This is a genomic window from Myxococcus sp. CA056 (assembly GCF_013336715.1).
GTDB lineage: Bacteria > Myxococcota > Myxococcia > Myxococcales > Myxococcaceae > Myxococcus > Myxococcus llanfairpwllgwyngyllgogerychwyrndrobwllllantysiliogogogochensis.
In genome coordinates, this window is record NZ_JABUMT010000002.1 from 231,444 (window position 1) to 257,664 (window position 26,221).

General features: G+C 69.7%; 28 protein-coding genes. 15 read left to right on the forward strand and 13 right to left on the reverse strand.

Annotated features, from left to right (window positions below):
* Positions 1-185 precede the first annotated feature (185 nt).
* Positions 186-1,376: a glycosyltransferase gene (locus HUA76_RS08630; RefSeq protein WP_174453707.1), complete on the forward strand. Its 1,191-nt coding sequence runs from the start codon at positions 186-188 to the stop codon at positions 1,374-1,376.
* A 30-nt stretch (positions 1,377-1,406) separates the two neighbouring features.
* On the opposite strand, the gene HUA76_RS08635 is transcribed toward HUA76_RS08630, so the two are convergent.
* Complete coding sequence (locus HUA76_RS08635; RefSeq protein ID WP_174460562.1) at positions 1,407-2,636, reverse strand: glycosyltransferase family 4 protein; 1,230 nt, start codon at positions 2,634-2,636, stop codon at positions 1,407-1,409.
* A 113-nt stretch (positions 2,637-2,749) separates the two neighbouring features.
* Here HUA76_RS08635 and HUA76_RS08640 point away from each other — a divergent pair, with 113 nt between their 5' ends.
* The 4 genes from HUA76_RS08640 to HUA76_RS08655 are packed head-to-tail and all read left to right on the forward strand — an operon-like array spanning position 2,750 to position 5,743.
* Complete coding sequence (locus tag HUA76_RS08640; RefSeq protein ID WP_174460563.1) at positions 2,750-3,682, forward strand: hypothetical protein; 933 nt, start codon at positions 2,750-2,752, stop codon at positions 3,680-3,682.
* Positions 3,679-4,332, forward strand: coding sequence for a hypothetical protein (locus tag HUA76_RS08645; RefSeq protein WP_174460564.1), 654 nt, complete (start codon positions 3,679-3,681; stop codon positions 4,330-4,332). Before HUA76_RS08640 ends, HUA76_RS08645 begins: the two co-directional genes overlap by 4 nt.
* Positions 4,329-4,703 carry a hypothetical protein gene (locus HUA76_RS08650; RefSeq protein WP_141646374.1) on the forward strand — a complete coding sequence of 125 codons (375 nt, stop codon included), beginning with the start codon at positions 4,329-4,331 and terminating at the stop codon, positions 4,701-4,703. Before HUA76_RS08645 ends, HUA76_RS08650 begins: the two co-directional genes overlap by 4 nt.
* Complete coding sequence (locus HUA76_RS08655; RefSeq protein WP_174460565.1) at positions 4,703-5,743, forward strand: hypothetical protein; 1,041 nt, start codon at positions 4,703-4,705, stop codon at positions 5,741-5,743. Before HUA76_RS08650 ends, HUA76_RS08655 begins: the two co-directional genes overlap by 1 nt.
* Here HUA76_RS08655 and HUA76_RS08660 read toward each other — a convergent pair.
* Complete coding sequence (locus tag HUA76_RS08660; protein ID WP_141646376.1) at positions 5,733-6,116, reverse strand: serine/threonine protein kinase; 384 nt, start codon at positions 6,114-6,116, stop codon at positions 5,733-5,735. The two genes, HUA76_RS08655 and HUA76_RS08660, sit on opposite strands and share 11 nt — an antisense overlap.
* Before the next feature lie 284 nt (positions 6,117-6,400).
* Here HUA76_RS08660 and HUA76_RS08665 point away from each other — a divergent pair, with 284 nt between their 5' ends.
* From HUA76_RS08665 to HUA76_RS08675, 3 genes are all read left to right on the forward strand, one after another.
* Positions 6,401-7,891: a HAMP domain-containing sensor histidine kinase gene (locus HUA76_RS08665; protein ID WP_174460566.1), complete on the forward strand. Its 1,491-nt coding sequence runs from the start codon at positions 6,401-6,403 to the stop codon at positions 7,889-7,891.
* A gap of 100 nt (positions 7,892-7,991) precedes the next feature.
* Complete coding sequence (locus HUA76_RS08670; RefSeq protein WP_141646378.1) at positions 7,992-8,597, forward strand: hypothetical protein; 606 nt, start codon at positions 7,992-7,994, stop codon at positions 8,595-8,597.
* Between the two features lie 56 nt (positions 8,598-8,653).
* Positions 8,654-9,640 (forward strand): LysR family transcriptional regulator, encoded by a 987-nt coding sequence (locus tag HUA76_RS08675; protein WP_174460567.1) that lies wholly within the window; start codon positions 8,654-8,656, stop codon positions 9,638-9,640.
* Between the two features lie 53 nt (positions 9,641-9,693).
* Here HUA76_RS08675 and HUA76_RS08680 read toward each other — a convergent pair whose 3' ends face one another.
* The 3 genes from HUA76_RS08680 to HUA76_RS08690 are packed head-to-tail and all read right to left on the reverse strand — an operon-like array spanning position 9,694 to position 12,265.
* Complete coding sequence (locus HUA76_RS08680; protein ID WP_174453714.1) at positions 9,694-10,632, reverse strand: pirin family protein; 939 nt, start codon at positions 10,630-10,632, stop codon at positions 9,694-9,696.
* Positions 10,633-10,692: 60 nt separating this feature from the next.
* On the reverse strand, positions 10,693-11,622 hold the full coding sequence (locus tag HUA76_RS08685; RefSeq protein WP_174460568.1) for a LysR family transcriptional regulator: 930 nt from the start codon (positions 11,620-11,622) through the stop codon (positions 10,693-10,695).
* Between the two features lie 52 nt (positions 11,623-11,674).
* Positions 11,675-12,265, reverse strand: coding sequence for a TetR/AcrR family transcriptional regulator (locus HUA76_RS08690; RefSeq protein ID WP_174453716.1), 591 nt, complete (start codon positions 12,263-12,265; stop codon positions 11,675-11,677).
* 190 nt (positions 12,266-12,455) lie between these two features.
* On the opposite strand from HUA76_RS08690, the gene HUA76_RS08695 reads away from it, so the two are divergent.
* The 3 genes from HUA76_RS08695 (at position 12,456) to HUA76_RS08705 (ending at position 15,076) form a co-directional block, all read left to right on the forward strand.
* Positions 12,456-13,466 (forward strand): NAD(P)-dependent oxidoreductase, encoded by a 1,011-nt coding sequence (locus HUA76_RS08695; protein WP_174453717.1) that lies wholly within the window; start codon positions 12,456-12,458, stop codon positions 13,464-13,466.
* A gap of 34 nt (positions 13,467-13,500) precedes the next feature.
* Complete coding sequence (locus HUA76_RS08700; RefSeq protein ID WP_174460569.1) at positions 13,501-14,514, forward strand: NAD(P)-dependent oxidoreductase; 1,014 nt, start codon at positions 13,501-13,503, stop codon at positions 14,512-14,514.
* A 136-nt stretch (positions 14,515-14,650) separates the two neighbouring features.
* On the forward strand, positions 14,651-15,076 hold the full coding sequence (locus HUA76_RS08705; protein WP_174460570.1) for an ATP-dependent helicase HrpB: 426 nt from the start codon (positions 14,651-14,653) through the stop codon (positions 15,074-15,076).
* On the opposite strand, the gene HUA76_RS08710 is transcribed toward HUA76_RS08705, so the two are convergent.
* The 3 genes from HUA76_RS08710 to HUA76_RS08720 all read right to left on the reverse strand — a co-directional run bounded on the left by HUA76_RS08710 (position 15,077) and on the right by HUA76_RS08720 (position 16,449).
* Positions 15,077-15,577 carry a MarR family winged helix-turn-helix transcriptional regulator gene (locus HUA76_RS08710; protein ID WP_217439503.1) on the reverse strand — a complete coding sequence of 167 codons (501 nt, stop codon included), beginning with the start codon at positions 15,575-15,577 and terminating at the stop codon, positions 15,077-15,079. It abuts the gene before it with no gap.
* Positions 15,578-15,634: 57 nt separating this feature from the next.
* On the reverse strand, positions 15,635-16,018 hold the full coding sequence (locus HUA76_RS08715) for a response regulator (RefSeq protein ID WP_217439504.1): 384 nt from the start codon (positions 16,016-16,018) through the stop codon (positions 15,635-15,637).
* A gap of 77 nt (positions 16,019-16,095) precedes the next feature.
* Positions 16,096-16,449 carry a helix-turn-helix domain-containing protein gene (locus tag HUA76_RS08720; protein WP_174453720.1) on the reverse strand — a complete coding sequence of 118 codons (354 nt, stop codon included), beginning with the start codon at positions 16,447-16,449 and terminating at the stop codon, positions 16,096-16,098.
* Positions 16,450-16,682: 233 nt separating this feature from the next.
* On the opposite strand from HUA76_RS08720, the gene HUA76_RS08725 reads away from it, so the two are divergent.
* From HUA76_RS08725 to HUA76_RS08735, 3 genes are all read left to right on the forward strand, one after another.
* Entirely contained in the window at positions 16,683-18,173 is a 1,491-nt protein-coding gene (locus HUA76_RS08725) for a GDSL-type esterase/lipase family protein (protein ID WP_174460571.1), read from the forward strand.
* On the forward strand, positions 18,170-20,392 hold the full coding sequence (locus HUA76_RS08730; protein WP_174460572.1) for a serine hydrolase: 2,223 nt from the start codon (positions 18,170-18,172) through the stop codon (positions 20,390-20,392). Before HUA76_RS08725 ends, HUA76_RS08730 begins: the two co-directional genes overlap by 4 nt.
* 219 nt (positions 20,393-20,611) lie before the next feature.
* Positions 20,612-21,505 carry a YIP1 family protein gene (locus HUA76_RS08735; protein WP_174460573.1) on the forward strand — a complete coding sequence of 298 codons (894 nt, stop codon included), beginning with the start codon at positions 20,612-20,614 and terminating at the stop codon, positions 21,503-21,505.
* 10 nt (positions 21,506-21,515) lie between these two features.
* On the opposite strand, the gene HUA76_RS08740 is transcribed toward HUA76_RS08735, so the two are convergent.
* From HUA76_RS08740 to HUA76_RS08750, 3 genes are all read right to left on the reverse strand, one after another.
* The gene (locus HUA76_RS08740; RefSeq protein ID WP_174460574.1) at positions 21,516-21,941 is read right to left on the reverse strand and encodes a low affinity iron permease family protein; all 426 of its coding nucleotides are present in this window, start codon (positions 21,939-21,941) and stop codon (positions 21,516-21,518) included.
* 104 nt (positions 21,942-22,045) lie between these two features.
* Entirely contained in the window at positions 22,046-23,137 is a 1,092-nt protein-coding gene (locus tag HUA76_RS08745) for a hypothetical protein (RefSeq protein ID WP_141646392.1), read from the reverse strand.
* 223 nt (positions 23,138-23,360) lie between these two features.
* Positions 23,361-23,825 (reverse strand): hypothetical protein, encoded by a 465-nt coding sequence (locus HUA76_RS08750; RefSeq protein WP_174453725.1) that lies wholly within the window; start codon positions 23,823-23,825, stop codon positions 23,361-23,363.
* A gap of 218 nt (positions 23,826-24,043) precedes the next feature.
* On the opposite strand from HUA76_RS08750, the gene HUA76_RS08755 reads away from it, so the two are divergent.
* Entirely contained in the window at positions 24,044-24,763 is a 720-nt protein-coding gene (locus tag HUA76_RS08755) for a trimeric intracellular cation channel family protein (RefSeq protein ID WP_174460575.1), read from the forward strand.
* Positions 24,764-24,781: 18 nt separating this feature from the next.
* Here the strand turns inward: HUA76_RS08755 and HUA76_RS08760 are convergent, their stop codons facing one another.
* Positions 24,782-24,976, reverse strand: coding sequence for a hypothetical protein (locus HUA76_RS08760; protein ID WP_174460576.1), 195 nt, complete (start codon positions 24,974-24,976; stop codon positions 24,782-24,784).
* A 434-nt stretch (positions 24,977-25,410) separates the two neighbouring features.
* Positions 25,411-26,214 (reverse strand): hypothetical protein, encoded by an 804-nt coding sequence (locus HUA76_RS08765; RefSeq protein ID WP_174460577.1) that lies wholly within the window; start codon positions 26,212-26,214, stop codon positions 25,411-25,413.
* Positions 26,215-26,221 lie beyond the last annotated feature (7 nt).

Below are 26,221 nucleotides of genomic sequence, written 5' to 3' on the forward strand. Positions count from 1 at the left end.
AGGTTTGAGCGCAGTCGGTCTGCCACGGGGGTGAGGGCCTTTGAATGGTGTGGTTGATTTGTCGCGGGTGTCCAATGAAATCATCTGGCTTTGCGCGTCGTGGTGTTTTGTTTATCCATGGGTGGGGGATGGCTCGGTGAGATTCCCGTCGGGTGGGTCGCCCGGAGCCGGGTAGATTCGGTCCCATGGCTGGCTCACCTCGCGTCCTTCTCCTCGCTGAACGCTTCCCGCCCGATATCGGAGGGCTTGCTCGCAGTGGCGCTCGCACCGCTGGCGCACTGGCTCGGCTGGGGGCTCGGGTGGACGTGCTGGCGTGGACACGCACGGCGGCTCCTGGAGCGTTGAGCACGCTGGATGACGCGGGCGAGGTGACGCCGTTTGCTCGCGGTGTCACGTTGCATCGGCTGGGGCTGTTCGGGAGCAGCGACCTGTCGATGCAACACACGCTGGACGTGCTCGACTATCTGCACTCGAAGCGGCGCTATGACCTGGTGTGGGGACACTACCTGTCGCCACCGGGGTTCCTCGCCGTCGTGTTCGCCGCCTCGGTGGGGATTGCGTCCACGGTGAGTGCTCGGGGCAATGACGTGGACCAACACATGTTTCCTCCCGGGGATTTCGCCCGGCTCCTATGGACGCTCCAGCGCGCGGATGTGCTCACCGCCGCTTCCGCGGACCTGGGGAGGAAGATGGGGTTGTTGCTCGGGAAGGACGCTCGGGTGGAGGTCATCCCCAACGCCGTCGACACCGAGGTTTTCTCACCGGGCCCGGCGGACCCGGTGCTGCGCGAGCGGCTCGGTATCGCCCCGGGTGAGGTGGTACTCGGCTTCTCGGGGGAGCTGCGTCACAAGAAGGGACTGCCGTTCCTGCTCTCCGCGCTCACGGAGGTGAGGCGTGCCCGGCCCGCGTGTCTGCTCGTCATCGGCGAGGTGCGTCCTCGCGACGCGGAGCACCTCGTTGCCTACCGTGCCGAGCATCCCGAGGACGGTGCTCGCATCCTCGTCTCCGGCGCGCTCGAAACACCGGAGGCCATCGCCGCGCACCTGCGCCTGTGTGATGTGTATCTCCAACCGTCGCTCTGGGAGGGGATGCCGAACGCGCTGCTGGAGGCGATGGCGTGCGCCTGCCCCGTCATCGCCAGTGACGCCGGCGGCATCCCCGAGGCTGTCGACCATCAGCGCAACGGTTTCATCGTGTCCAAGGCCCTGTTGAATCATCTGGGGCAGGCCTGTCTCGACGTGCTGTCACTGTCTCCGGAGCACCGCGCCACGATGGGCGCCGCCGCGCGCAGGCGCATCCTGGAGCGGTTTCAATCCGACGCCGAGGCGGAGGTGCTTCGCCGCGTGCTGGCTCGCGCGGTGCCCAGGGTGGGGTGAGAGCTCGCCGCGGCTTCCCCGCGCGACAGCTCAACCGTGCTCAGCTTCGGGACTGAGGCCCTCGCGCTTTCTCTTCATCCCGAGCTGCTCTTCATACGCCACCACCAGCGCCTCCCGCGCGCGCGCCCAGGTGAAGTCGCGCTCCACGCGGGCTCGGGCTCTCATGCTGAGCGCGGGCCCCAGCGCTGGATTCGCTCGCAGGTCCTTCACCGCCTCCGCGATGGCCTTCGGTGAGCCCGGCCTCACCAGCAACACCTCATCAGGCCCCGCGAGCGTCCGCACCACCGGCAGGTTCGACGCGATGACCGGCGTGCCCGAGGCCATCGCCTCCAGCAACTTCAACGGACAGCACCCCTGCACGCAGTTGCGGTCATTCACCGGCAACGGCACCAGCACCGCGTCGCATTCATGATGCAACGCCGCCAGCGCGTCCTGCGGCATCGGCTCGCGCAGCTCCACCGCGCCCTCCAACAGCAGGTCTCCACACCGCTCCAACAGCACCCGTCGCTGGTGCTTGCGCAATGGCCCCACCAGCGTCAGCACCGCGGGCACCTCCGCGCGCAGCAGCCTCAGCGCCTCGATGACGTGGTGCACTCCCTGCCACGACGTCATCGTCCCGCTGTAGAGCAGTCGCACCGGCCGCCCCGGCTCCAGCCCGCGCGGTGGCGCATGACGAAACACCTCCAGCTCCACGCCGTTCGGAATCACCCGCACGCGCGAAGCCTCCGCGCCCCGCTTCACCAGGTACTCCGCCGTCACCTCGCTGGGCGTCACCAGCAGGTCCGCGCGCGCGATGCACACGTCCTCCTGCGCCACCAGCTTCAGCATCAACTCCGCGTCTTCCGCCACGTCCGGGTGGTGATACTTCAGCTCGATGGACGGCAGCCCGTTCACCTCGAACACCAGCGCGTCCGTCAGCGCCTCCTTCCTGCGCGCCACCGGATAACCCTCGAAGATGGAGCGCACGTGGACCACCGAGGCCCGGGGCCTGTCCCTCCACCACGCCGCCAGGTGCGTGCGGAACGACAGCGCCTGCGCCACCAGGTCTCGCCCCCGCGCGTCCAGCGGGTGATACGTCACTCCCTCCACGAGTGGATGCGGGGTCGCGCTCGCGGTGGGTCCGTCTCGGAGCGCCAGCAGGTCCACGCCCCCGAAGGCCGCGCCCAGGGCCTCCACGAAGGCCCGGATGTGCACGGCCGCTCCCTTGGGCGCGGGGAATCGGTCGAAGGAGGCGTAGACGATGCCGGACGCGGAAGCCACGGCCCGCGTGGTATCGCGGCTCACCCGGCTCGGCAAACCGGGAGGTTTGCCCCTCTCCCCGCCGACCCATACACTCCGCGCTCGTTCCTGGCTCCGAAGGGGAGCTTTCCGCCTTGGCCTTCGACATCGACCGCTTCCGTGTGGAGAAGCGCTACCGCAACACCGCGCCCGTCTCCGAGCTGATGGAAGACCTGGGCTTCCTCGCGCGCTTCGACGGGGAGATGGCTGTCCTCAAGCGCCAGTGGCAGCGACGGGCCTTCATCGTGGGCGGCGTGGGCGTGGGCCTGTTCTTCCTGTCGTCCCTCGCCAACAACCTCCTCGACTCCGAGCAGCCCGCCCCCTCGTGGCTGAACGGCTTGGTGCCAGGAGGCATCGGCCTGCTGGTCGTCGCGGTCGTCCTCCTGGTCAAGGCCTCCCGGTTCGGCCGGAACGACCTGGAGGACCGTCGCTACGGGCTGCCCACGCTGTTGCTGCGACGGCTGCGCCGCGACATCGCCCCCGAGGAGCCCGTGTCACTGGAGCTGGACTTCCATCCCATCGACCACAAGGCCAAGTGGAAGCGCAAGGGCATGGCGGGCACGTGGAAGACGAATGAGTTCGAGGACCCGTGGCTGTCGCTCCAGGCGCGCCTGCGCGATGGCACGCACCTGCGCCTCGGCATGACCGAGTGGCTCCAGAAGCGCTCCCGCACCAGGCGCAATGCGCGGGGCAAGTACAAGATGAAGAGCAAGCAGAAGAGCGGCTCGTACCTCCAGGTCCAGCTTCGCGTGAAGCCGGAGCGCCACCCCGAGCTCACCCGGTTGCAAGGCGCGGCCCGCGAGGCGGTGAAGCTCCCGCCGACGGTGGCGCTCACGAAGTTGCAGGTGTCCGAGGACCGGCTCAGCCTCCGCGCCCGGATGGACTCCGATTGGGAAGCGACGGAGACCGTGTCCACGCAGTCGCGGGACGCGACGCGCGCGTGCCTCATGATGCTGTTGAGCCTCTACCAGGTGCTCAACTTCTCCACCTCCCAGCGCAAGCACCACCCCGCGAGGGCTTCCCGATGACGTTCCGCGCGCTCCTGCTGAGCCTCCTCCTCACCGCCGCCTGCTCGCGTCCCTCGAACTCCGAGGCCCCGTCGACCCAGACGCAGTCCGCCTCCGCGGGCGACGAGGTCCCCCTCCCGGGCAAGCTCAAGTTCAAGGACGCGGACGACCGCGAGCGCTTCTCGCTCAAGCCCACGGACGACGGCGCCAAGCTGGTGGACGGCGACGACCGCGAGCTGGCCCGCTTCAAGTGGAAGGGCACCGCCCTCAAGGTGTCCGGCCCGGATGACACGGCGCTGGGCTACGTCCTCGGCTCGGCGGGTGGCGCGCTCACCGTGCGCGACGGAGCGCAGCGGCAGGTGCTCTACACCCTCGCGCGACAGGGCTCCGGCTGGCGGCTCACCGACGCGAAGGGCGCGCTGCTCTACACCGTGTCCTCGGACGACGAGGGCGCGCGCATCCAGGATGCCTCCGGCGCCGAGGTCGCCCGCGTGAAGGTGCGCGAGGGCAAGGTGTCGCTCCGGGAGCCCGGTGGCAAGACGCTGCTCGCCACCAAGTCGCTGGTGCGCGCGGACGCGGCGGCCTGTCTCGCCTTCGAGAAGCTGGACCTGCCCTTCCGCGTGGCGCTGCTCCATCAAATCCAGACGCCGCCGTCCGGGTCCGCGCCATGAGCCCCTTCTCCAACGAGGGCTGTGAGGTGAGCACGGGCTTCCTGTTCTCCCATCCGTGTGGACTGCCCGCGGGCGCCCTGTGCCCGCGCTGCGGCAAGAGCGTCTGTGACGCGCACCTGACGACCCAGCAAGAGGCGCTCGTCTGCACGGGCTGCGCGATGTTGGGCGACGAGGACCCGGAGGACGACGGCTCGACGACCACCGACTCGGACGACGCGAGCGCCTACTACGACGACTACGGCTACTACGGGTCGGGCTCCTCGTGGGCGCGGGGCTCCTCGAAGGACCCGCACGACTTCACCGAGGCCGACGGCGAGAGCCTGCGGCACGAGGACGACTCCTCCTTCGAGGAGGACCTGGGCGGAAGCTGATGGCGGGCGCGCGCTGGCTCATCTACGCGTTGGGCGGAGGCATGGGTCACTTCACCCGGGCCTGTGGACTCGCGCGCGTGGCGGCCCGACGGGGACACCGCGTCACCGTGGTGACCAACAGCGTCTTCGCTCCGGACGTGCCGCTGGAGGACGTGCTGGGCGCCGGAGCCCATGTGCACCGGCTGAACCCGGACCTGGCCAAATCCGCCGTGCGCGAGGCGGTGGAGTGCCTGCTCGACGGCGTGCGTCCGGAGGTCCTCGTGGTGGACACCTTCCCGCGCGGCCTCGCGGGGGAGCTGGCGCCCATGCTGCCCGGACTGCGCATGGGCAAGGTGCTGGTGCACCGGGACTTGAATCCCACGTACGTGGCGCGCTTCAACGTCGCGGCGGCGGTGGAGGACTTCGACCTGCTGCTCGTCCCCGGTGAGGACGCGCCCTTCTCCCAGCACCCGCGCGCCGTGCGCACCGCGCCCTGGCTCCTCTTGGAGCGCGATGAATGGCTGAGCCGCGCGCAGGCCCGTGAGCGGCTGGGCGTGGCCGCGGATGACCTCCGTCCGCTGGTCGCGGTGATGGGCAGTGGCAACGCGGAGGAGGTGGCGGAGGCGGGCGCCATCGCCACGCGGCTCCAGGAGCGACTCGGGGCTTCGGCGCCGGTGCGGTGGCTGGCGCCTCCGGGGCCCTGGTTCCCCGTCCGCGCTCCGAGCAGCGGCGCGCCCGAGCGCAACCTGCTCCAGCCCGTGCGCGTGTGGCCCGCGCTGGCGGTGATGCCCGGGGTGGACATCCTGGTGGGCGCGGGCGGGTACAACACCGTGCAGGAGGCACGCGTGACGGGCACGCCGCTGGTGGCCCTGGCTCGCGCTCGCCGCTACGACAGGCAGGCGGTGCGGCTGCGTCCGGAGGAGCTGGCCCGCACCGAAGCGGAGTTGATGGAGCGAGTCGCCGCGCTGGTGGGGCCCCGCTCCGCGCGCGCGCCGGAGACCTACTCCGGGGGCGCCAGGGACGCGGTGGCGCTCATCGAGCGCACCTTGCTCAATGCTTGAGGTCCTTGTGGCCCGGCGCCGGGTCGATGCCGTGCGCCATGATGAAGTGGTAGACGACCTGCGGGTCTTCCTTCGGCCCGCTCATCAGCTCCACCAGGAAGTGGCCCTGCGTGCCTGAGTCCGGGTCCGGGGCCACGTTCACCTCGGTGACCTCGCGGCCCGCGAGCACCAGCTCCCCCACGAGCACCTTCCCCTTGAGCACCTGGATGATGTGCTGACGCTCCTCCTCCAGCAGCAGCCAGTGGAAGTCGTCGTGGTCATACAGCATCGCGTCGACGGAGCCGCACCGGAGGATGCATTGGGTGTGTTCCTGGAGCCAGCGCCAGAAACCATCGAATTTCAGGGTACGTACCGGTTGGGGGAGCATGTCCATGGTGACCTCGCGCGCGGGGGGCAGGGGGGCTCACGCTCGCCCGCCACGTCCGGCCTTCCCTAGCACGATTGCCCTCGCCCGGTGCTGACGCCGTGCGGGGAACCCCCCACCATGCCCGGCTGCTGTCCACTCCGTGAATCCCCCACGTCCTGGGCTTGTTCCTCCAGTCATGAAGGGGGCGTCCCATCCACATCCGTCCCCGGCTTCAGCGAGGTCCCAATCGTGAGCTTCCCCGCCCAGAGCCAGGTCGTTCGTGGAGTCCGTCCGCCGTGCCAGGAGGCGACATGAGTCTGCGCGCCTGGCTCGCCGCCATCATGGGTGGCCTCGCCCTGCTGACGCTCGTGGCCGCCACCGCGCTCATCGTCCTGACGAACGCGCAGAACCACTCGGCGAACACGCTCGGCAACTCCGTGGAGGGACTCCATCTGGCGGAGGAGCTGGAAATCGACCTGCTCATCCATTTCCGGCTCAGCGGCGTGACGGGCCCGGTGGAGGTGACGTCCGAGCGCATCCGGGGCAGGACGCTCCAGAGCATCGAGTCCTCGTTCCCCCGGTTGCTGGAGGGCCTCAATCGCAGTGCCTTCGGCGCCCCGGAGCAGGCGCTCATCCGGGAGGTGGATGAGCACTTCAGGCAGTACCTCGCCACCCAGCGAGAGGCCGCTCGGCTGCCCCTGCGACAGCGCGCCCAGCGGGTGATTCCCGCGCTGGATGCCTCGCTGGATTCGCTGGAGCGGCTGGTCCAGCTCAACGTGGAGGAGGCCCGGACGGCGCGCGAGTCCTCGGCGGACCTCAACCGGATGGGCAACACCGTGGGCCTGGTGCTGTGTGGCCTCCTGCTGGTGGGCCTGGTGACCGGCACCTACCTGTTGCGACGCATCGCCTGGCAACCCCTGCGGGACATCAGCCAGTCCATGCGCCGCTTCGGCGCGGGACGCAAGCGCACCCGCGCGCCGGTGGCGGGCCCCACCGAGCTGCGCGACATGGCGCGCACCTTCAACGAGATGGCCAACAGCCTCACGCACCAGCAGGAGCAGCAGCTCGCCTTCCTCGCGGGCGTGGCGCATGAGCTGCGCAATCCGCTGTCCGCGCTGAAGCTGTCCACCGCCCTCACCGAGCGAACGCGCGCGCAGCTCACGCCGGAGCGGATGCAGCGCACGCTCGCGCTGGTGGGGCGGCAGGTGGAGCGCCTGGACCGGATGGTGGGGGACCTGCTCGACTCCACCCGCATCGAGGCGGGCAAGCTGGAGCTGCGGCCCGAGGTGCGCGACGCGCGCGAGCTGGCGCGGGGCGTGGTGGAGCTGTACCGCTCCAGTGACGGCGGGCACGTGCTCCAGCTCGACGTGCCGGAGACGCCCCTGCTGGTGCGCGTGGACCCGGACCGGCTGGAGCAGGTCATGGCCAACCTGGTCAGCAACGCGCTGAAGTACTCGCCGTCCGGCAGTCGCGTGGATGTGGCGGTGCGCCGCGAGCAGGAGGACGTGCTCCTGCTCGTGAAGGACCAGGGCATCGGCGTCACCGAGGAGGAGAAGGGCATGCTGTTCGCCCCCTTCCAGCGGCTGGGTGATGCCCGGAGCAAGCGCGCGCCGGGGGTGGGGCTGGGGCTGTCCGTCGCGCGGCGCATCGTCGAGGCCCATGGCGGGCGCATCGAGGTGGAGAGCACGCCCGGAGTGGGTTCGACGTTCTGTGTCCGGCTGGCCCTCGCCACCCAGGCGGCGGGGGGCGCCGTGGAGCTCCCGGAGGCCACGGCGACGGTGCCTCCGGACGCCCTGCACTAGACGCAAAGCGTTGCGTGCCGCGCTTCCGTCGGAGAGGCTGGGTGCGCCAGGGAGGCGTCGGACGTACCTTCCGGGCTCCATGACAGGAGTCGCCTGGAACATGAAGATTTCGCGCCGAGTCGCGCCGCTCGCCATCCTGCTCTCCGTGGGAGGACTGGGGGCGTGTGCCTCCCGCCAACCGGCGCCCGAGGCCCAGGCCGCGCGGCCTGCCTCCGCCACGCCCGCCTCTGTCATCCAGTCCACGGAAGGGGGCTTCTCCGTCGCCCTGCCAGGGCCGGTGAGCGAGGAGCGCCGCTCCCAGGTCACCGATGTGGGCGAGGTGACACTCCACACGTTCATCGCCGTCCGTCCGGAGTCGGACACGGCGTACTACGTCTCGTACACGGACTTCCCCGCGGCGGCCGTGTCGCAGGCGAAGCCGAGCGACGTGGTGTCCCGCGCCAGCCTGGGTGCGCTGGAGGCCCTGGGCGCCACGGGCGTCTCCTCGAAGCCCCTGACGCTGGAGGGCTTTCCGGGCTGGGAGGTGGAAGGAGTCTCCGGGCCGCGTCGGCTGCGAGGCCGCTTCTACCTGGTGGGCCCCCGGCTCTATCAGCAACTGCTGCTGCATCCCGAGGGCAAGCCGCCCCAGGACGCGGAGGGCTTCTTCGAGTCCTTCCGCCTGGACCCCCAGGTGGCGGCCATGCTGTCGGGCGCGCAGCGCTCCTGAGTACGCGGGGCCGGGTGTTCCGGTGATGCGGGCGGGTGCGGTATGCCAGCCCCGCGATGAATCTCTCGGCCATCGACCTCAACCTGTTCCTCGTGCTGCACGCGGTGCTGGAGACGGGGAGCGCCACGGGTGCGGCGCGGCAGCTCCACGTCACGCAGTCGGCGGTGAGCAACGCGCTGGCCCGGCTGCGGGAACTCTTGGGAGACCCGCTGCTGGTGCGTCAGGGAAAGGGGCTGGTGCCCACGCCTCGCTGTGAAGAGCTGAGGCCGCTGCTCAACAACGCGGTGGCGCAGCTCCAGGTGGCCGTGGATGGCCAGCGCTTCCAGCCGGAGGAGAGCACGCGCCGCTTCACGCTGGCCTGCGGTGACAATCAGGATGTCTGCGACGTGCCCCGCATCGTCGAGGCCTTCGCGCACCGCATGCCGCAGGCGCAGCTGCGCGTGGTGAGCATCGACTTCCTGGTCGCGTCGGATGGAATGGGGACGGGGGAGGTGGATGTCGCGCTGGGGCCCCGGATGGTGGCCACTCGGGAGGGCTTCTGCGTGGAGGACCTGTACCTGGAGGAGGTGGCCTTCGTCGTGCGCAAGGACCACCCGCTCATCCCTGGGACGGTGCTGACGCGGGAGGCGTTCAACGCCTGCAAGCACATCGACATCGTCATCACCCAGGGCCGTCCGGGCGTGGGGCGCTCCATGTTCGAGCGGTTCCGCAAGGAGAACGGCCTGGAGTACAGCTCGGCGCTCGCCGTCTCCCACTTCATCGCCGCGGGCATGGCCGCGACGCGCACGGACTACGTCGCGGGAATGCCGGGACGCACGGCGGAGGTCCTCTGCGCCATGCTCCCGCTGAAGCGCCTGCGGTTCATGCCCGCGCCTCCGCCCATGACGATGTCGCTCATGTGGCACACCCGTACGGACGCGGACCCCGGCTCGCGCTACTTCCGGCAGTTGCTGTTCGATGTGCTGAAGGACATGCCGGCGACTCGCGCGGAGCCGCGAGCGAAGCCGCCCACGAGCCCCGCGCGCCGCGCCCGGAGCCGCTGACGCCCGCCGGACTCGGTGGTCCGGGGGCGCCCGCATGCTTCAGTCCCGCGCTGTCATGAAGTGCTCGCCGCGTCCTCGGGGAGCTCGCCGAACTTGCCGGACTCGAAGTCGTGAATGGCCTGGAGCACTTCGCGCTGGCTGTTCATGACGAACGGGCCCAGATGGACGATGGGCTCGCGCAGGGGCTCACCCGCGAGGACGATGAGATGCGTGTCCGTTTCGGCACGCAGGGACAGGAACTCGCCGTCGTTGGCGAAGAGCGCGAGCTCGCCCTCGGTGGCCGTCTCACCGCCGGAAGTCACGCGACCGGAGGCGACGAGCACGATGGCGTTGTGGTGCTTCGGCAAGGGGATTTGGAGGTCCGTCCCCGCGCGCAGTCGCACGTCGAGCATTGAGATGGGCGTGAAGGTCCGCGCGGGACCCTGGGTGTCGTTGAAGTTGCCCGCGATGACTCGCACCGTTCCGCCCTCGACGGGGACGGTGGGAATCTGCGCCGCGGTGATGGGCTGGTAGCCCGGCGCGGCCCGCTTGTGAGCGCGGGGAAGGTTCACCCAGACCTGAAGCATCTCGAAGACGCCACCGCGTCGGGAGAAGGCATGCTCATGGTACTCCTCGTGGAGGATGCCGGACGCGGCCGTCATCCATTGCACGTCACCCGGGCCGATGACGCCCGAGTGGCCCGCGTTGTCTCGATGCGCGACGTTGCCCTCGAACGCGAGCGTGACGGTTTCGAAGCCGCGATGCGGATGCCAGCCGACGCCCCGCTGACCCTTCGCGAGGGGCGGGTAGTGATGCGGCGGATGGTGGTCCAGCAGCAGGAAGGGGCTGACACGTTCCTGGGACACGCCCCCGCTGGGGACGAGCGTCTTCACGCGGAAGCCGTCGCCGACCCAGTGGAAGGGCCCGCCGCCGTGGACGCTCTCGAGCGTCCGCGCACGGGGAAGCGCGTGGGGAACGGTGGGGGGAGTCAGTGTCTGTGTCGTGGTGCTCATGACACAGAACGTAAGGGTGGAAGCGGAGGTGTAAATCGCTCCCGCGCATGATGCTTATCATCACGTCGTGTGATGGTCCCCGAGCGCGAGCTGGCAGAGGGAGGTGAGCCGGTTGGAGGCCCACGTCGCCACGGGGCCCAGCGGCGTGCCCTTGCGGCGCACCAGGGCGAGGGGCCGCTGTGGCGGAGGCCCGCCCTCATAGGCGGCGAGCCGCAGACGCACCAGTCTCCCCGCCGCCAGGTCCTCGCTCACCAGGTGCTCGGGCTCGTGGCCCCAGCCGAGCCCGCCGAGGATGAGTGCATGTTTCGTCATCAAGTCCGCGACGCGCCAGCTTTTCGCGGAGAAGACGCCCCGGTCCGCCGTGCCTGTCTTCCCGGAGGGCAGGCGCTCACTGAGGACGAGCTGGGTGGTGGTGGCGAGGTGCTCGTCGGTGATGACGCCCTTCACCGCCGCGAGGGGATGTGACGGCGCGGCGACGGGGAGCATGCGCAAGAGCGCGATGGGGCGCTGCTCCAGGCCGGAGAGGTCCAGGTCCGCGCCGGCGATGGCGAGCGTGGCCTTGCGCTCGCGCAGGCGCTCCGTCACGGCGGCGAGCAGCTCCACCTCCAGCGTCAGCTCCACGCCGGGGTGCGTCTGCGCCAGCTCCTTGACGAAGGACAGCAGCGCGGAGGTCGGGAACATGGCGTCGACGACGAGCGCGAGCTTCGTCTCCTCGCCGTTCTTGAGGCGGCTGACCACGGTCTGGAACGTCGCGAGGTCGTCATGCAGTCGCTGGGCGGCGGCGACCACGGCCTCGCCCTTCATCGTCAGGCGGGGGACGCGGCTGCTGCGGTCGAAGAGGCGCATGCCGAGCTGCTTCTCCAGCCGCTGCATGGCCTGACTGACGGCGGGTTGTCCCTGGCCCAGGCGCCGGGCCGCCGCGGAGAAGCTGCCCTCTTCGGCCACCGCGCGGAGCGTCCGGAGCTGGTCGATGGTGACGCTGTCGAGCACCGCGCGACTGCATCACATCGACGCGGGCGTTGCACGCGTGGCGGGCCTTGCCCTACTTGCGCGCCGACAGCCAGGAGACGATGAGCGAGCCCAATGTCGTCGCGGCGGTGCTCTCCGAGATGGCGCCCCGGAGCATGTCGCGTGAAATCGCCTCCGCCGCGCCGATGATGCCCACGCAGCGCAGGCGCAGGGTCTCCTTCGGCAGCTCGCAGTAGGGCGCGAGCGCGTCCCGGTAGAGGTCCACATAGCGGTCCAGAATCGTTTGATAGAAGGTCTCCATCTGCCCGTCGCCCTTGAGCGCGGCGGAGATGGCGTGCTGCTCGGGACCGATGGTCAGGTAGCAGTGCATGTACGAGCCGCTCATCACCCTGGCGACGTCCTCGAGCTTGCGTCGCGTGCGCTGGATCGCCTCCTCGAACTCAGCGAGCTGCGCGGCGTCGATGCGCTCATACAGCGCCATCAGCAGCCCGGCGCGTGACTGGAAGTGCTCGTAGGGGATGGGCTTGCTGACGCCCGCGCGCTCGGCCAGGTGGGCGAGCGTCAGCGCGTCCGTGCCTTCCTTCCTCACCACCGCCATCGCCACGTCGAGCAACTGCTCGCGTCGCTGGGCCTTGGGGAGCTTCTTGGGGGCGGGTTCACTCATGGGACGTCGCGGCGGCACCCTTGGGGCTTAGCTGCCTCGACGCGGACGCGCAACCGGACCTCTCGTCGTCGAAATCGTGGCGAACCTACTTTTGGTAACTTACTTTAAGTAGGGTCAACGCGGCACCATTTCCCGCCGGCCCTCCGGCACCCTCAACCACTGCCTCTCGGGGCAGGGGAGCGCACCTGTCATGTCTTCGAACCCTCGGAAACCCGTCCTCATCATTGGTGGCTCGGGCGTCGTCGGCTCCCTGGCCGCCAAGGCCCTGCGTCGGCTGCAACCGGACCTGCCGCTCACGATTGGCGGCCGGGATTTGTCCCGCGCCCAGGCGGTGGCCCGCGAGGTCGGCCTCGCCGACGCCACGACGGTGGACCTGGCGCGGCCCGATTTGGGCCAGCCCTCGAGCCGCGCCTACAGCGCCGTCGTCCTGTTCGTGAAGGACGACACGCTCAACTCGCTGCGGTACGCGCAGGCGCACGGGCTGCCGTACCTGGGCATCTCCACGAGCCTGTTCGAGGTCGCTCCCGAGGTCGCCCTCCACATGCACCAGCCCACGCGCTCGCCCATCCTGCTGGGCAGCGCCTGGCTGGTGGGCGCCGCCACGCTGCCCGCGCTCCAGTTCGCCCGGGAGTTTCGCGCGCTGGAGTCCATCGCCATCGGCGCCGTGCTCGACGAGCAGGACGTGGGCGGGGCCGCCGCGTACGCGGACCTGGACCGGCAGTCGAAGGCCACGCCCAACACCCTCATCCTGGAGAACGGACAGTGGCGCTGGGTGGGAGGCGACGCGGCGCTGCGCACCTTCCGCGACGGAGAAGGGCAGGACGTCCAGGGGCAGGCGTACACGATGCTGGACCCCGCGAGCCTCGCCGCCGCGACGCAGGCGAAGTCCATCCGCTTCGATGTCGCCATCGGCACCTCCGCGCCGCGCCGCCGTGGCGAGCCCTTCTCCACCGAAATCATCTTCGAGCTCGAAGGCACGCTGCACGACGGCACCCGGACGCGCGTGCGTCACGAGTTGATGCACCCGGAGGGACAGGCTCCGATGACGGCGGTGGGCGTGGCCGTGGGCGTCGAGCGGTTGCTCGGCCTCGCGGGAGGCGCACCCGTCGCACCGGGGCTCTACCTCCCCCATGTCCTCATCGAGCCGGAGTACCTGCTGCGCCGACTCCAGGAGTCCGGCGCCCGGCTTCGTCGCGCATGACCTTCCCCTCTCTTCCACACACAGGAATCCCATCATGAACGCATCGAACCTGAAGCCCGTCCTCGTCATCGGAGGCTCCGGCATTGTTGGACGCCGGGCCGTGAAAGCACTGCGCGAATTGCACCCGGAGCTGGCTCTCCGGATTGGAGGACGTGATGTGAGCAAGGCCGCCGCGCTCGCCAGGGAGCTCGGCCGGGCGGAGGCCGTGCGCATCGACCTGGAGCGCGATGATTTGGGCCTGGCTCCAGACGCCGCCTTCAGCGCCGTGGTGGTGCTGCTCAAGGACGACACCCTGCGCTCGATGAAGTACGCGCAGGCGCACGGGCTGCCGTATGTCTCCTTCTCCGACTTCGTCTTCGACATCGGCCCGGAGGTCGCGCTCCACATCCAGAAACCCACGGCCGCTCCGGTGCTCTTCCTGGGGCACTTCCTGGGCGGCACCGTGGCCATGTCCACCCTCCAGTTCGCTCGCGAGCTGAAGAAGGTCCACTCCATCCTGATTGGCGCCGTCTTCGACGAGGAGGACGTGGGCGGGCCCGCCGCCAGCGGAGACATGGAGCGGCTGACGAAGGGCGTGCCCAGCCCGCTGATTCGCAAGGACGGGAAGTTCCTCTGGGCCACCACGGAGGAGGACACGACGCGGACCTTCCAGGGGGCGGACGGCACGCAGTGGAAGGGCCGGGCGTATCCGTTGCTGGACGTGGCCACCCTCGCGGCGGTGACGGACGCGAGCACGGTGCGACTCGACTTCGCGGTGCGGGCCGCGTCGAGCCGCCCGGCCGGTCAGGGTCCCGGCCACGAGGTCATCATCGAACTCATCGGAGAGTTGCCGGACGGGACGACGACGCGCGTGCGCCACACGCTGGTGGATGGGGATGTGCATTCGGGGCTGAGCGGGCGGGGCGTGGCGCTCGCGGTGGAGCGACTGCTGGGGCTCGTGGGAGGGGCTCCCGTGGCCCCGGGGCTGTACTCGCCCGAGGGGGTGTTGGACCCGGCCCACGTCGTCGAGCGCCTGAAGGCGTGGGGCACGCGGATTCAGCGCGCGTGACTCGGTGAAGTGTCTCCCGCGTGGACGAGGGCCCGACCTTTCGGGAAGGGCCCTCGCGCCGCGCCCGGAGGCTGTCAGCCCTGGCGGAGATACTCGCGGGTGACGCCTTGCTCCACGCACGAAGGAGACGGTCCCCATGACGAGCCCGCTGACCGCGGCACCACTTCCACTTCCGCCGCAGGTGACGCCGCCACCCGTGAGTGTCGCGGCCGAGAAGCACGAAGCGTCCCGGTTCGATGGCGTCCTCGCGGACAAAGCGAACGCCCCTTCGAGCCCGAGCGCTCCACGTGAGGTCGCTCCCTCGAGCGCGGTGTCCCCGGTCGCCAGCACCGAGCGGACGGTGCTCCACGGCATCTCCCGCTTCGTCCAGGAGCTGGAGCAGGGCCAGCGCGTGCTGGACGACATCATCCAGTCCGCGTCCTCTGGAGCGCACTACTCCAACGCGGAGTTGCTGGCGCTCCAGGCGTCCATGTACCGCTACACGCAGTCCCTGGACCTGGTGAGTCGCGTCGTCGAGAAGGGCACCAGCGGGCTGAAGGACGTCCTCAAGACGCAGGTGTAGCTACCCCGTCTTGCGGCGCTTGCTCGCGGGCGCGGGCGGCGGCTCCTGCTCCAGTCGAGAGCTGAGGGCCTCGCGGATGGCGAGCACGCGGGCCTTGAGGTCCTGCAACTCCTCCAGCGATGAGCCCGACGCCTCCAGGATGGACGGGGGCACGCACTCCGCCTTCGCGCGCAAGCCTCGCCCCGAGGTCGTCAGCCGGATGCGCACCTGCCGCTCATCCAGCACGTCCCGCTCGCGCTTGACGAGCCCCGCGGACTCCAGCCGCTTGAGCAGCGGCGTGAGCGTCCCCGAGTCCAAGAGCAGCCGCTCCCCCAGCGCCTTCACCGTGACGTCGTCCTCTTCCCACAGCACCAGCATCGCCAGGTACTGGGGATAGGTGAGGCCCAGCTTCTCCAGCAGCGGCCGGTACGTGCGGTTGAGCAGGTGCACCGTCGAGTAGAGGGTGAAGCAGAGCTGCTCGTTCAGGTGGAGCGCGTCGACGCGCTTCTTGGGCAGGGGCATGGCGGTTCCTCCCCGCAACATGCGGCCCAGGTCCATTGCGCGCAATGGAATCGCGCTTCAGGACGTTCCGGGAAGGCGCGAGCCGCGCAGCCAGTGGGGCACGCGCTCCAGGAGGTCGTGCCCGTCGAAGGGCTTGAGGAGGGTGTCGAGCACGGCCGGGTGGAGCACCCGCCGGGGCGTCAGGGCCACCACGGTCAGCCCGGTCCATGCGGGGTGTCGGGCGAGGCGCTCCAGGAAGGCGTACCCGTCCATGCGCGGCATCTCCATGTCCAGCAGCACCAGGGAGGGGCGCCCGTGCACCTCCAGCCAGGTGAGCGCCTCCAGGCCGTCCTTCGCCACGGCGCTGCGATAGCCCGCGCTCGTGAGGACGTCGACCACGGAGGCGCGGAGGTCCGCGTCATCCTCCACGACGAGCAGCGTTCCTTCGGAGGCTCCTGGCATGAGAGGTCGTCTCCCTAGGTCATGGTGGGCGCGGGGTACAGGGAACATCTGCCGGTTCGCACCGGCAGAAGAGGTCCTCAGGTTTCCTCGAACATGGCCTGGAGCACCCTCCAGGCGAGCTTCACCTCCGGGCCGGAGAGGCTGGACAGGAAGTCGCAGATTTCCGCCACCTCTTCGGTGCGCTCCTGCTCGAAGCCGTTGAAGAGCGTCTTGAGTGACACGTCCAGGCCTGTCGTCAGCTTGCCGAGCGTATCCAGCGACGGAGAGAACGCTCCGCGCTCGATGCGACGGATGGCATCCACCGAGAGCTCGCACCGCTCCGCGAGTGCCTCCTGGGTGAGCTCCCGGTTGTTGCGAAGCTGGCGCACATGGCCGCCGAACTTGCGATGGAACCTCGTCCAGTTCGCTACCTTGTTCTTCGCATTCTCCATAGTGGGTGACGGGTAATCTGGGGACTCCGCGTCCCAAGTGAAGTGAAGGTGTTGTCGGTTGGACCTCGGATGTCGCCCGTCCGCCAACTCGGAGGCCCTGTGTGTCGCAGGGTTGCGGGAAACCAGGAGGCAAGGTGCGAGCGCATCCCTCGCCCACGCTTCCCTGAGGAGCAGGGAGGCTGGCGGGCCGGGAAAATGCGCGAGCGGAAGAGTTCGTCTACGCTGCACGCCGCATGACGCATTCGGAAGTCGGGTGGGGTGGACGGCGGGCCGTGTTCCACGTCCTGGCCTGCTGTGGCCTCTTGGCCGCCTGTGAAATCGGTTCCGAGGTTCGCCCCCTCACCGCCCCGGAGCCTGTCACGGCCCCTCCGGCGGCGGTGGTGGCGCGCCCTCCGTCTGAAGCTCCGAGGCCACCCGAGCCCGAACCCGTGCCACGGCGCGTGGCGCCGGAGCCCACGGAGCGGACGCGGTCGACGCAGGCGCTGGCGGTGAAGCTCGGGGCGCTCGGGGCGAAGGTGGATGACCCGTGCGTGGCGCCCGTGGGCACGGGCTGCGCCCGCACCGCGCTGGCGTCCTTCTTCGAATCGTTGGATTCCCTGTCCGCCGGCACGGCGTCCGGGCCCACGGTCATCGAGGCCCTCGGCAACTCGCTCATCGCAGGGGACCGCATCGTGGACATCCTCCGGGACGACCTGGGCGCGGGCTTCGGCGCCGCGGGCCGGGGCGTGCTGCTGGTGGACCGGATGGCGCCCTATGGTGGGCGTGGACGCACCGGCTACAGCAAGGGCGGGTGGGAGCCCCGCACGCTGGGCGAGCTGCGCAAGCCCCCGCACCTGTTTGGAGTCACGGGCGTGTACCACGTGGCCACCGTCGCGAAGGCGCGCAGCCGCTTCAAGCTGGAGGGCGAGCCGCGAGGCACCCTGTGGTGGCTGGATGTCCCGCATGGCGGCGCGCTCACCGTCCTGAGTGGGGACACGGTGCTGGCCCGGACGGAGCCCACGGGGAGTGGTGAATCGAAGGCCACGCGCTTCGAGCTGCCCGCGGGCACGACATCGGTGGACGTGGTGGCGGAGGCGAAGGGCGCGGTGGTGCAGGGCGTGGTGTTGCAGCACGCGCGTCCTGGCATCGTCCTGGACATGCTCGGGGTGCCGTCCGCGGATGCGAGCCTCTATTCGCGGCTGGATGACGCGGCGCTGCGCTCGCAGCTGGCGGAGCGCGACCCTCGGCTGCTCGTCTTCTTCCTGGGGGGCAACGAGTCCAAGCGCCTGGAGTGGAAGCGCACGGATTTGGAGACGCTGCGCAAGGACTTGGGAGCGCTGCTGCGTCGGGCTCGAGCCGCCGCGCCGGGCAGTGCCTGTCTGGTGGTGGGGCCCATGGACGCGGTGCGGGACACGAAGGACCGGGGCAAGGCCTTCACGCAGCGCCCCTTCCTGGAGGCTGTCGTCGAGGCGGAGCGGGAGGTGACGCAGGCGGAAGGGTGCGCCTTCTTCAACCTCTACGCGGCCATGGGGGGCAAGGGCGCGCTGTCGCGCTTCCACCAGTCCGGGTTCATGCACGAAGACCTGGTGCATCCGCGCGGACGGGGGCTGGATGTGCTGGGCCACCTGGTGACGGACGCGTTGCTGCGCGCCTGGGTGGAGACGCCGCCGGCCTCCCGCCGCGTGGCCGCGCTGTCGCCCGCCGCCGGAAGCCCGCCTGGTTCGACCGTGGAGGCCGCGCCATGATGATGCTGAGGGGGCTCCTCGCCGCGCTGTGGCTGTTCGCGACTCCGGCGCTGTCGGCGCCGCGCCTCACGCCGGTGTGCGAGTCCGTGAGCGCGGAGGCCGCCGAGGGCCCGCGCGGATTTTCTCCCGAGGTAACGCAGGCGCTGGATGCCATCGTCCGCTCGGAGCTGTCCCAGGGGCCCGTCGCGGGGCTGACGGTGGGTGTCACGCGCGGGGCGCAGCGTTGGGTGTGTGGCTATGGCCTGCGGGACGTGGCCAAACGTCTGCCCGCGACGCCGCGCACCACGTTCCGCATGGCGTCCGTCACCAAGTCCTTCACCGCCGTCGCCGTCTTGCAGTTGGTGGAGCAGGGGAAGCTGGATTTGGACGCGGACATCCACACGCTGGTGCCGGGCTACCCGGCGAAGCAGTGGACCGTCACGGTGAAGGATTTGCTGGGACACCTGAGCGGGGTGCCCACGTATGACGGGCTGGCCTCCAGCAACAACGTGAAGCCGGTGAGCACGGGCGAGGCCATCTCCGCCTTCTCCGAGAAGCCGCTCGCCTTCGAGCCGCGCACCCGCTACCTGTACAGCACCTGGGGCTACAACCTGCTGGGCGCGGCGGTGGAGGCGGCGTCGGGGAAGTCCTATCGCGACTACCTGCGTGAGAATGTCTTCCAGCCCGCGGGCATGGAGCACGCGGACCTGGACGTCACCGCGACGCGCGACGAGCACCAGGCGGTGGGCTACCGCGTGAAGGACGGCGTGCTGAAGCCCTCGCGCTTCCTGGATGTGTCCAGTCGTTTCGGTGGAGGTGGGACGCGGGCCACGGTGGGGGACATGCTCGGCTTTGGCCGCGCGGTGTTGGCCCACCGGTTGGTGAAGCGGGACACCATGGGGAAGATGCAGGCGTCCATGGCCACGCGCGATGGGCGCCTCACGGACTACGGCATGGGCTTCGCGACCTATCCCCTGCGCGGCCACTACCTGGTGGCGCACGCGGGTGGGCAGCCGGAGACGACGACGCTGCTGGTGATGTTCCCCGCCGAGGACACGGTGATTGCGCTGGCCACCAACATCGAGGGCGAGGCGAAGCGGCTGCGGCGCCTGTCCATCCGATTGATGGAGGGCGTGCTGGAGAGTGGTGTCACGCGCAGGGACGCGCACTTCACGGACCCGGTGGACTCGGTGGTGTACGAGGGCCTGGGGCGCATCGCCAGCTATGGTCTGGCGTATCACCTGTGGGCCACGCGAGGGCCGGGCACGCTGCCGCCGGACGAGGACCTGCCGGGTGCCTTCGCGCGTGTGTCGGAGCTGCTGGACCGCAAGCTCATCGGCAAGGACGCGAAGGCGGCGCTGGAGCGCATCCGCAGCGGGCATGACCCGAAGCTGGGCTCCGTCTTCATCCGCGTGGGCGCGCAGATGGCGCGCACGTTGGAGAAGGCGCATGGCCCGGAGCGACTGCTGGCGTACCCGGCGGAAGGTCCGCTGTCGTTCTTCGCGGACTATCTGGCCGCGTGTGAAGCTCAGGGTGTGCCGGACACGGAGCGCTTCGGCGAGCCGCTGCGCGGGGACCTGCTGCGCTTCGTCGCCGGGTGGAAGCGGGCGGAGGTACCGGAGTTGCTTCGTCTGCGGCTGGATGAGACGAAGAACCCGGAGGCGCACTGGCCCGCGCTGAAGAAGACGGCGGTCTTGTCGCCGGATGTGCGGCCGGACTATTCGGACGAGCTGCTGCGCGTCGCCGAGGGGTTCGCGTGGCGCAAGCAGTCCGCGAACCGCGTGCGTTGGCTGGAGCGGGCGGTGGAGTTGCAGCCGAGGAGCGTGGATGCCCGGTGGGCCCTGTCGCAGGCGCTGCTCACGGTGAAGCGGGACGGGGAGGTGCTGGCGCATCTACAGGAGGCCCTGGCGACGCCGCAGGGCGCGCTGGCGCTGGCGCCGATGTCGTTCCTCAAGCGCGTGGTGATGGACTCGGAGACGCCGCGCGTGGGGCTGGGCCTGGTGCGCGCGGCTGTGGCGCTGCACCCGGAGTCACCGGAGCTGTGGGAGGCCCTGGCGAAGCGGGAGAAGGCCCAGGGCCACCCTGCCGAAGCGAAGGCGGCCTTGCGTCAGGCCCGTCGCGCGCGCGAGGCCCGTCCTCCGGAGTCGACCTCCGAGCCGGCCAACCGGGCAGGCGTGGACCGTGGAACGGGCCCCGTGCCGGATGACCACGGCCTCGTGCGCCCTCGTCAGTCTCTTTGAGCCGAGGATGGCGCCGGCCTATCGAGCTGGCGTGTTGCGCGAGCCTCGTGCCGGGTGTCCCATGGATTCGTGCCGTGCGCCCGTGCCAGTCGCTTTGAGGCGAGGACATCGCCTGCCAGCTGGGATGGGTGTGGCGCGAGCCTCGTGCTGGATGACCACGGCCTCATGCGCCCTCACGAGTCTCGCTTGGGCGAGGTCGTCCGGGAGGACTGTGCGAGGATGCCTCTCGTGTCCGGCATCCCGTGTCCCTTCTGTCAGGCCTCCTTCGCTCCCGGCGCTCAGCGCTGTCCGGCGTGTGGCGCCTCCTTGCTGGTTGCTCCTCCCGCCGACTCGGACGTGGCCGTCTGCGCCATCCATCCGGAGTGGATGAGCTTTCATGCGTGCACGCGCTGTGGCGCCTTCGCTTGCTCACAGTGTCTGCGCGAGGGTCCTCGCGGCGAGCTGGTCTGCGCGCGGTGTCATGAGCGCTCGCCGCACGCGCCACTCCCGTGGGACCAGCGCGAGGAGTTGGGCTGGGCGAAGGCGTTCTGGAAGACGTGCGTGGAGGTGATGCTGCGTCCGGGCGTCACCTTCGGACGGATGTCACCGGAGGGGAGCGTGGGCAGCTCGCTCCTCTTCGCCCTGCTCACGGCGTTCGTCGGCTACTTCGTCACCAGCCTGTTCTACTTCGCCGTCCTGCTGGTGGTCCCCTACGAGAACCTCGCGTCCCGAGGGATGGGCGAGCCGGGCCCTTCCTTCTTCCGGGGCCTCGTCGTCTTCTTCTTCTTCGGCTGGGTGGTGGTGATGCCCGTGCTGAGCATGGTCATCACGGTGGTGGCCTCCGCGTTGGACCACGTGGTGCTGCGGCTGGCGGGAGCGCCGAGCACGTTCGCCGCGACGCTGCGCGGACATGCCCTGTCCCAGGGCGTCTACCTGCTGGGCCTGGTGCCCTTCTGCGGCATGTATGTGATGCCCTTCTGGAGCGCTGGCGTGCGAGTGGCCGCGTACCAGAAGCTGTACCGCGTGGGTTGGGGACAGGCTGCCCTTGGCGCGCTGCTGGTGCCCGTCCTCTCCTGCTGCCTGGGCGTGGGCGGCTATGCCGCGATGATGATGTCGCTGGTGAAGTCGCCCTAGTCGCACAGGCTCAGTGCTTCGAGCCCGGGTCCGATGCGGGCTCGTGCCGGTCATCGTGCCCCTGGGCGACGTGGCGTCCCCGGGCGCGCTCATGCACGCGCTTGAACTGGAGGGAGAGCTCCGCGAGCTCCTCCTCGGTGGCGTCCTCCAGGTCCGTGAACTCGTTGCGCGCGTGCTTCTGCGCGCGGATGAGTTCGTCGAGCTTGAGGTGGATGGCCTTCGCGTCGCGGTTCTGCGTGGCCTGGATGACGAACACCATCAGGAAGGTGATGATGGTCGTCGAGGTGTTGATGACGAGCTGCCACGTGTCGCTGAAGTGGAACAGCGGCCCCGTCACCGCCCAGATGACCACCACGGACACCGCGAGCAGCAGGGCCTGGACGGAGCCCACGCGCTCGGACACGCCCTGGGCGAACTTGTGGAAACGCTCGTGCATCCCTCAAGGGATGGGCATGAGCGGGAGGGTTGGCTTGCTTGCGCGGACGCTCGCATGCCGGGCTGGCGAGAGGCCCGAGAGCCTGCTCACCCTCCAGGCAGTCGCTACTGCCCGGCGGAGGTCCCCGAGGGGAGGGCCGCGGTGACGGTGCGCTGCTTGGGCCAGAAGCGCGCGCCATGCACGCCGTCCAGCTGGGCGATGCGCTTCTTGCTTCGCGCGTCGTAGATGCGCGCGCTGTGGTCGGAGGCCACGAGCAACAGCGCGCCTCGCACGCGCAGCTCCACCACCGACGTGGGCTCCAGCGACAGGGCCTCCGGCTCGGAGAGGCGATCATTCGCTTCCCAGCGCAGCGGCGGCATCAGCACCGGCAACTCGCGCGCCGCGCGCCACGCGTACAGCGGTCCTCCATGCGTCTCCAGCGAGACCCAGGCGCCGTACTCCGTGTGGCCCTTGTCCTTCACCACCGCGTCCAGACGCACCGCGTCCTCGCTGCCTTCGGAGAGCTCCGTCGCCGTGGGCGCATCCGGGTCCGTGCCGAACGTCGAGGACACCAACTGGCTGGCGGTGGCCAGCGCCGTCGTGCCCGCCGCGTCCTCTCGCTCGTACACCGTCGCGACGGACTCGATGCGCTTCCACGCCTCACCCTCGCGGCGGTACGCATGCGCGAGGCCCGGGCTGCCCTCCGTTTCCGGCACGGGCAGCCGCCGGCCATCCACGACGAAGACCTCCTCGCCTCGCTCTTCCTTCCGCGTCAGACCCTCCAACTGCGACACCAGGGCGACGACACGGCCCTGTGCGTCAAAGCCGAGCGAGTCCGTGTGCCCCTCGTCTGGGAGTGCGAGTGACACAAGGCCCTGGGGTGAGTCGAATTCCACCTTCCAGGCGCGTGGCGGCACGGTGCCTCCGCCCCGGTCCACCAGCGCGCCCTGCTTGCCGTCCGGGCTCCAGGCCATGCCCAGGCGCTCGCAGGGAGCCTCCACGGTGGCCAGGGCCTTGCGTAGGCCCGTGGCGTCCTGGCGCATCCAGGTACAGCCCGAAGGGGACGCGTCCTGGAGGAGCGAGAGCGCGAAGGTGGGGGCGGGCTCTGCGGACGGAGGGGGCGCCGGAGTCGCGGGCGCGGGGTCCTGTGACTTCTTGCAGGCACCCCCGAGCAGCAGGGTTCCGAGGAAGAACGCGGGGCCAAGGCGGCGGAGCATGAGGCTCTCCGGTGCGGGTTCCCTCTCACCATCGCAGAACGCCGGGAGTGGGAGGAAGTCACCCCTGGAGTACACAGCGCAGAACTTTCAATAGCCCACGCGTGGATGGGTGTCATTCACCCCGCCTGCCGTGTCGAGGTGCTCGTTGCAGGACAATTTCTCGGAGGGTGCGCGCCGAGCTACTCGACGCGCCAGGCCTTGTCCGCGCCGCTGACCGCGAGACTCAGACGAGCCAGCCGCTCTCGTCGAGGAAGAGGGCTTCGCTGAAGGGGTCCTCGTCCTTCTTCTCGCGCGCGGGTGGGGTGTCCGCGAAGTAGAGGCTGCGGCCGTCCTTGACGACGTGCAGGACGCGCAGGTCCTCGCGGGCACGGGGCGTGACGATGAGCGGGTTGCCGGAGAGCACGACGAAGTTGGCGCGCTGGCCTGGCGCGAGGGTGCCCTGGGGTTCGGGTTCCTCGTCCGAGTTGCCGCTCGACAGCTTGTCGACGACGGCGGGAATCACCGTCCCACCCTGGAGCGGGATGACCTCGGTGTCGGGGCCGCGCAGCGCGAGGACCTCGGCGCGCGTGCCCACGGCGAGGATGTGGCCGTCCTGGAGGGCCAGGGCCTCGGCGGTGGGCTGATGCTCGTTCATGGTGAGCAGGGTTCCACCCTCGAAGATGCGGTCAGCGGGTCGGGAGGGATTCATGGCCTTCGCTCCGGGAGACGCGGGTAGACAGGTAAGTTGCGTTCGCGCGGAGGGCGCGGCCATGGGGGCAGGGAGATGTTGTCCTGTCGCCCGAGTGCCAGCCCGCTGGGGAGGGAATGCCGGGCATGCGGCCCCTGACCCTCCCGGCGCGGGTTGCTGGTGGACCGCGGCGTCCCCACGCTGGTGGATGGCGGTGTGCTGACGGGCCGCCGCGCGCCATGTCACTCGACCTGACTGAACCGAATGTGCAGGAGCAGGTCATCTCCTTGGGGACGCTCGTCGCGGACCTGTTGGGGGTGTTCTCTGGCTCGGTGTTGGGGGCGCTGCTGGCCGAGCGGCGGAAGATGGACCTGATGGGCTTCCTGGTGCTGGGGCTCGTGTCCGGCGTGGGGGGCGGAATCCTGCGCGACACGCTGCTCCAGGTGGGGCCGCCGCTGGTGCTGGTGAAGCCCGCCTATCTGGTCGCGGCCTTCACGGGGGCGTTCGCCGCGTTCCTCTTCGAGCTGCGGCACGGGCCGACGGTGAAGCTGTTGTCCGCGCTGGATGCGCTGACGCTCGGCTCCTTCGCGGTGGCGGGGACGCAGCGGACGCTGGAGGTGGGGCTGAGCCCTGGGACGGCGGTGCTCATTGGCATCATCACCGCGGCGGGGGGCGGCATCATCCGCGACGTGCTCATCCGGCGCACGCCCACGGTGATGAGGCCGGAGCCTGGGTATTACGCGCTCGCCGCCTTCGCGGCGAGCCTGGTGTGTCTGGCATTCTCGCTGACGGGGCACCGACGGCTGGCCCTGGTGGCGGGAATGGCGGTGGGCGCGGCGGTGCGGCTCATCTCCGTGCGGCGGGGATGGAGGCTGCCCGTCAAGCGCACGCGCGACGCGCCCCGGAAGGGGGACGACTTCGGCGGGCCTGGCGAGGACGAGGGCTGGACGAAGCCGTGAGGCTCGGGGCCCTGTGTCTCAGGGCTGTTTCTTCTTGCGGAGGACCTCGGCGGGGAGGTTGCGCCGGAAGGGGCGCAGGAGGGCCGCGACGACGGGCGCGACGGGGATGGGCAGGGCGACGAGGATGAGGATGAAGAGGAGACGGAAGGCGCGACGGATGTATCGCGCGAGCGCGCGCAGGAAGGCGAGCGCCCGGGAGAGGAACCGGGACATGGGTGCTCCTGGGACTGAGGGGACTGCCGGAAGGCGGAGGCGTTCCGGGAGGGCTCAGTGGAGGAGCGACCTGTGGAGCAGGAAGAGGCGCCGGGTGGGGCCTGGGGGATGCCTCTGGACGCGACCGTGGACCGGAGAGGTCGAGGTGGCGGAGGCGGTGGGTTGGGCTTGGCCGGGGGTGGCGTGCCAGGCGTAGCGGACCAGCTCGGGGGCGCGCGGGGTGGAGGCGGAGCCGCTGGACTGGGAGGCGGAGACAGGAGCCGGGCGGGGCAGGGCCTGCGCCGAGGCACCGCTACCAACGAGCGTCAGGCAGGCGAGGAAGAGCCTGAGCCAGCGCAGGAGGTGGGAGGGGTGCCCGTGCATTCCGGCTCAACATCGCCATGGGGTGGGGAGAGTCAAGTTGGCGGGGTCACAAGGTGTGGATGAGGACCTTGTCAACCGCCACTCAATGCTTCCTCGTGGTCGCTGAAGATCTCCTCGAGAAGCAATTGCTGGGTCTTGTCTCGTGCGCGCAACTGCACGCCCGTTCTTGGAATCCACGTTGAAGGAGCACTGAGCAGGGCAATCGCCATCCGCTCCGAGTGTTCGAGAAGAACAACATCAGCCGAGGCTCCGAGTTCGGTGAGCGAGAATCCCAATCGAGAGAAGAACTCATAGACCCTGCGTGGGGTCCCAGGCTGCTCTCCGAGACTGTAATACCGCGTTTGTTTCTCCGGGCCGACCTCAAAGACCACTCTCGATGCAATGATGGAACGCAGCAAGTCGGAGAACGTCGGGAAGAGCAGTTCGGCACCTTCCTTGTGGCTCACGAGGTCTTCTTCGCGAATGCTTAGGATTGCCGCATCACGTCCGTCGGGTGTTGGGCGAGTGAGCTCGAAGAATTCATCGGGGTGGCGGCCGTTATAATCATCCTCTCCAATGGCGAACTTGAGGTAGCGACGAGAATCGGGCCGCTCTCGTTGAGGAGCCTCGCGATCCTTGAGCAGTGCCGAAATGGAGGTCGTGCCAAACGTCAACCGCAAGTCGCCAGTCGATGCGCCCATTGTCTCAAGGAACTCGCGATACACGCGAGGCAACGCATGGAGGCCTCCATGTGGCTTCGCCAGAGCGGCAATCTGCTCCGCAGCGGCTGGTTCGAACCCCTGAGTGCTCCCGGGCTTCCACCGCTCCATGAACGCGAGCAAGCCCGCCATCGACAGGGGAGGGGGCGACTCGAGAAGCGCTAACAGTTCGTTCATGGCTCAG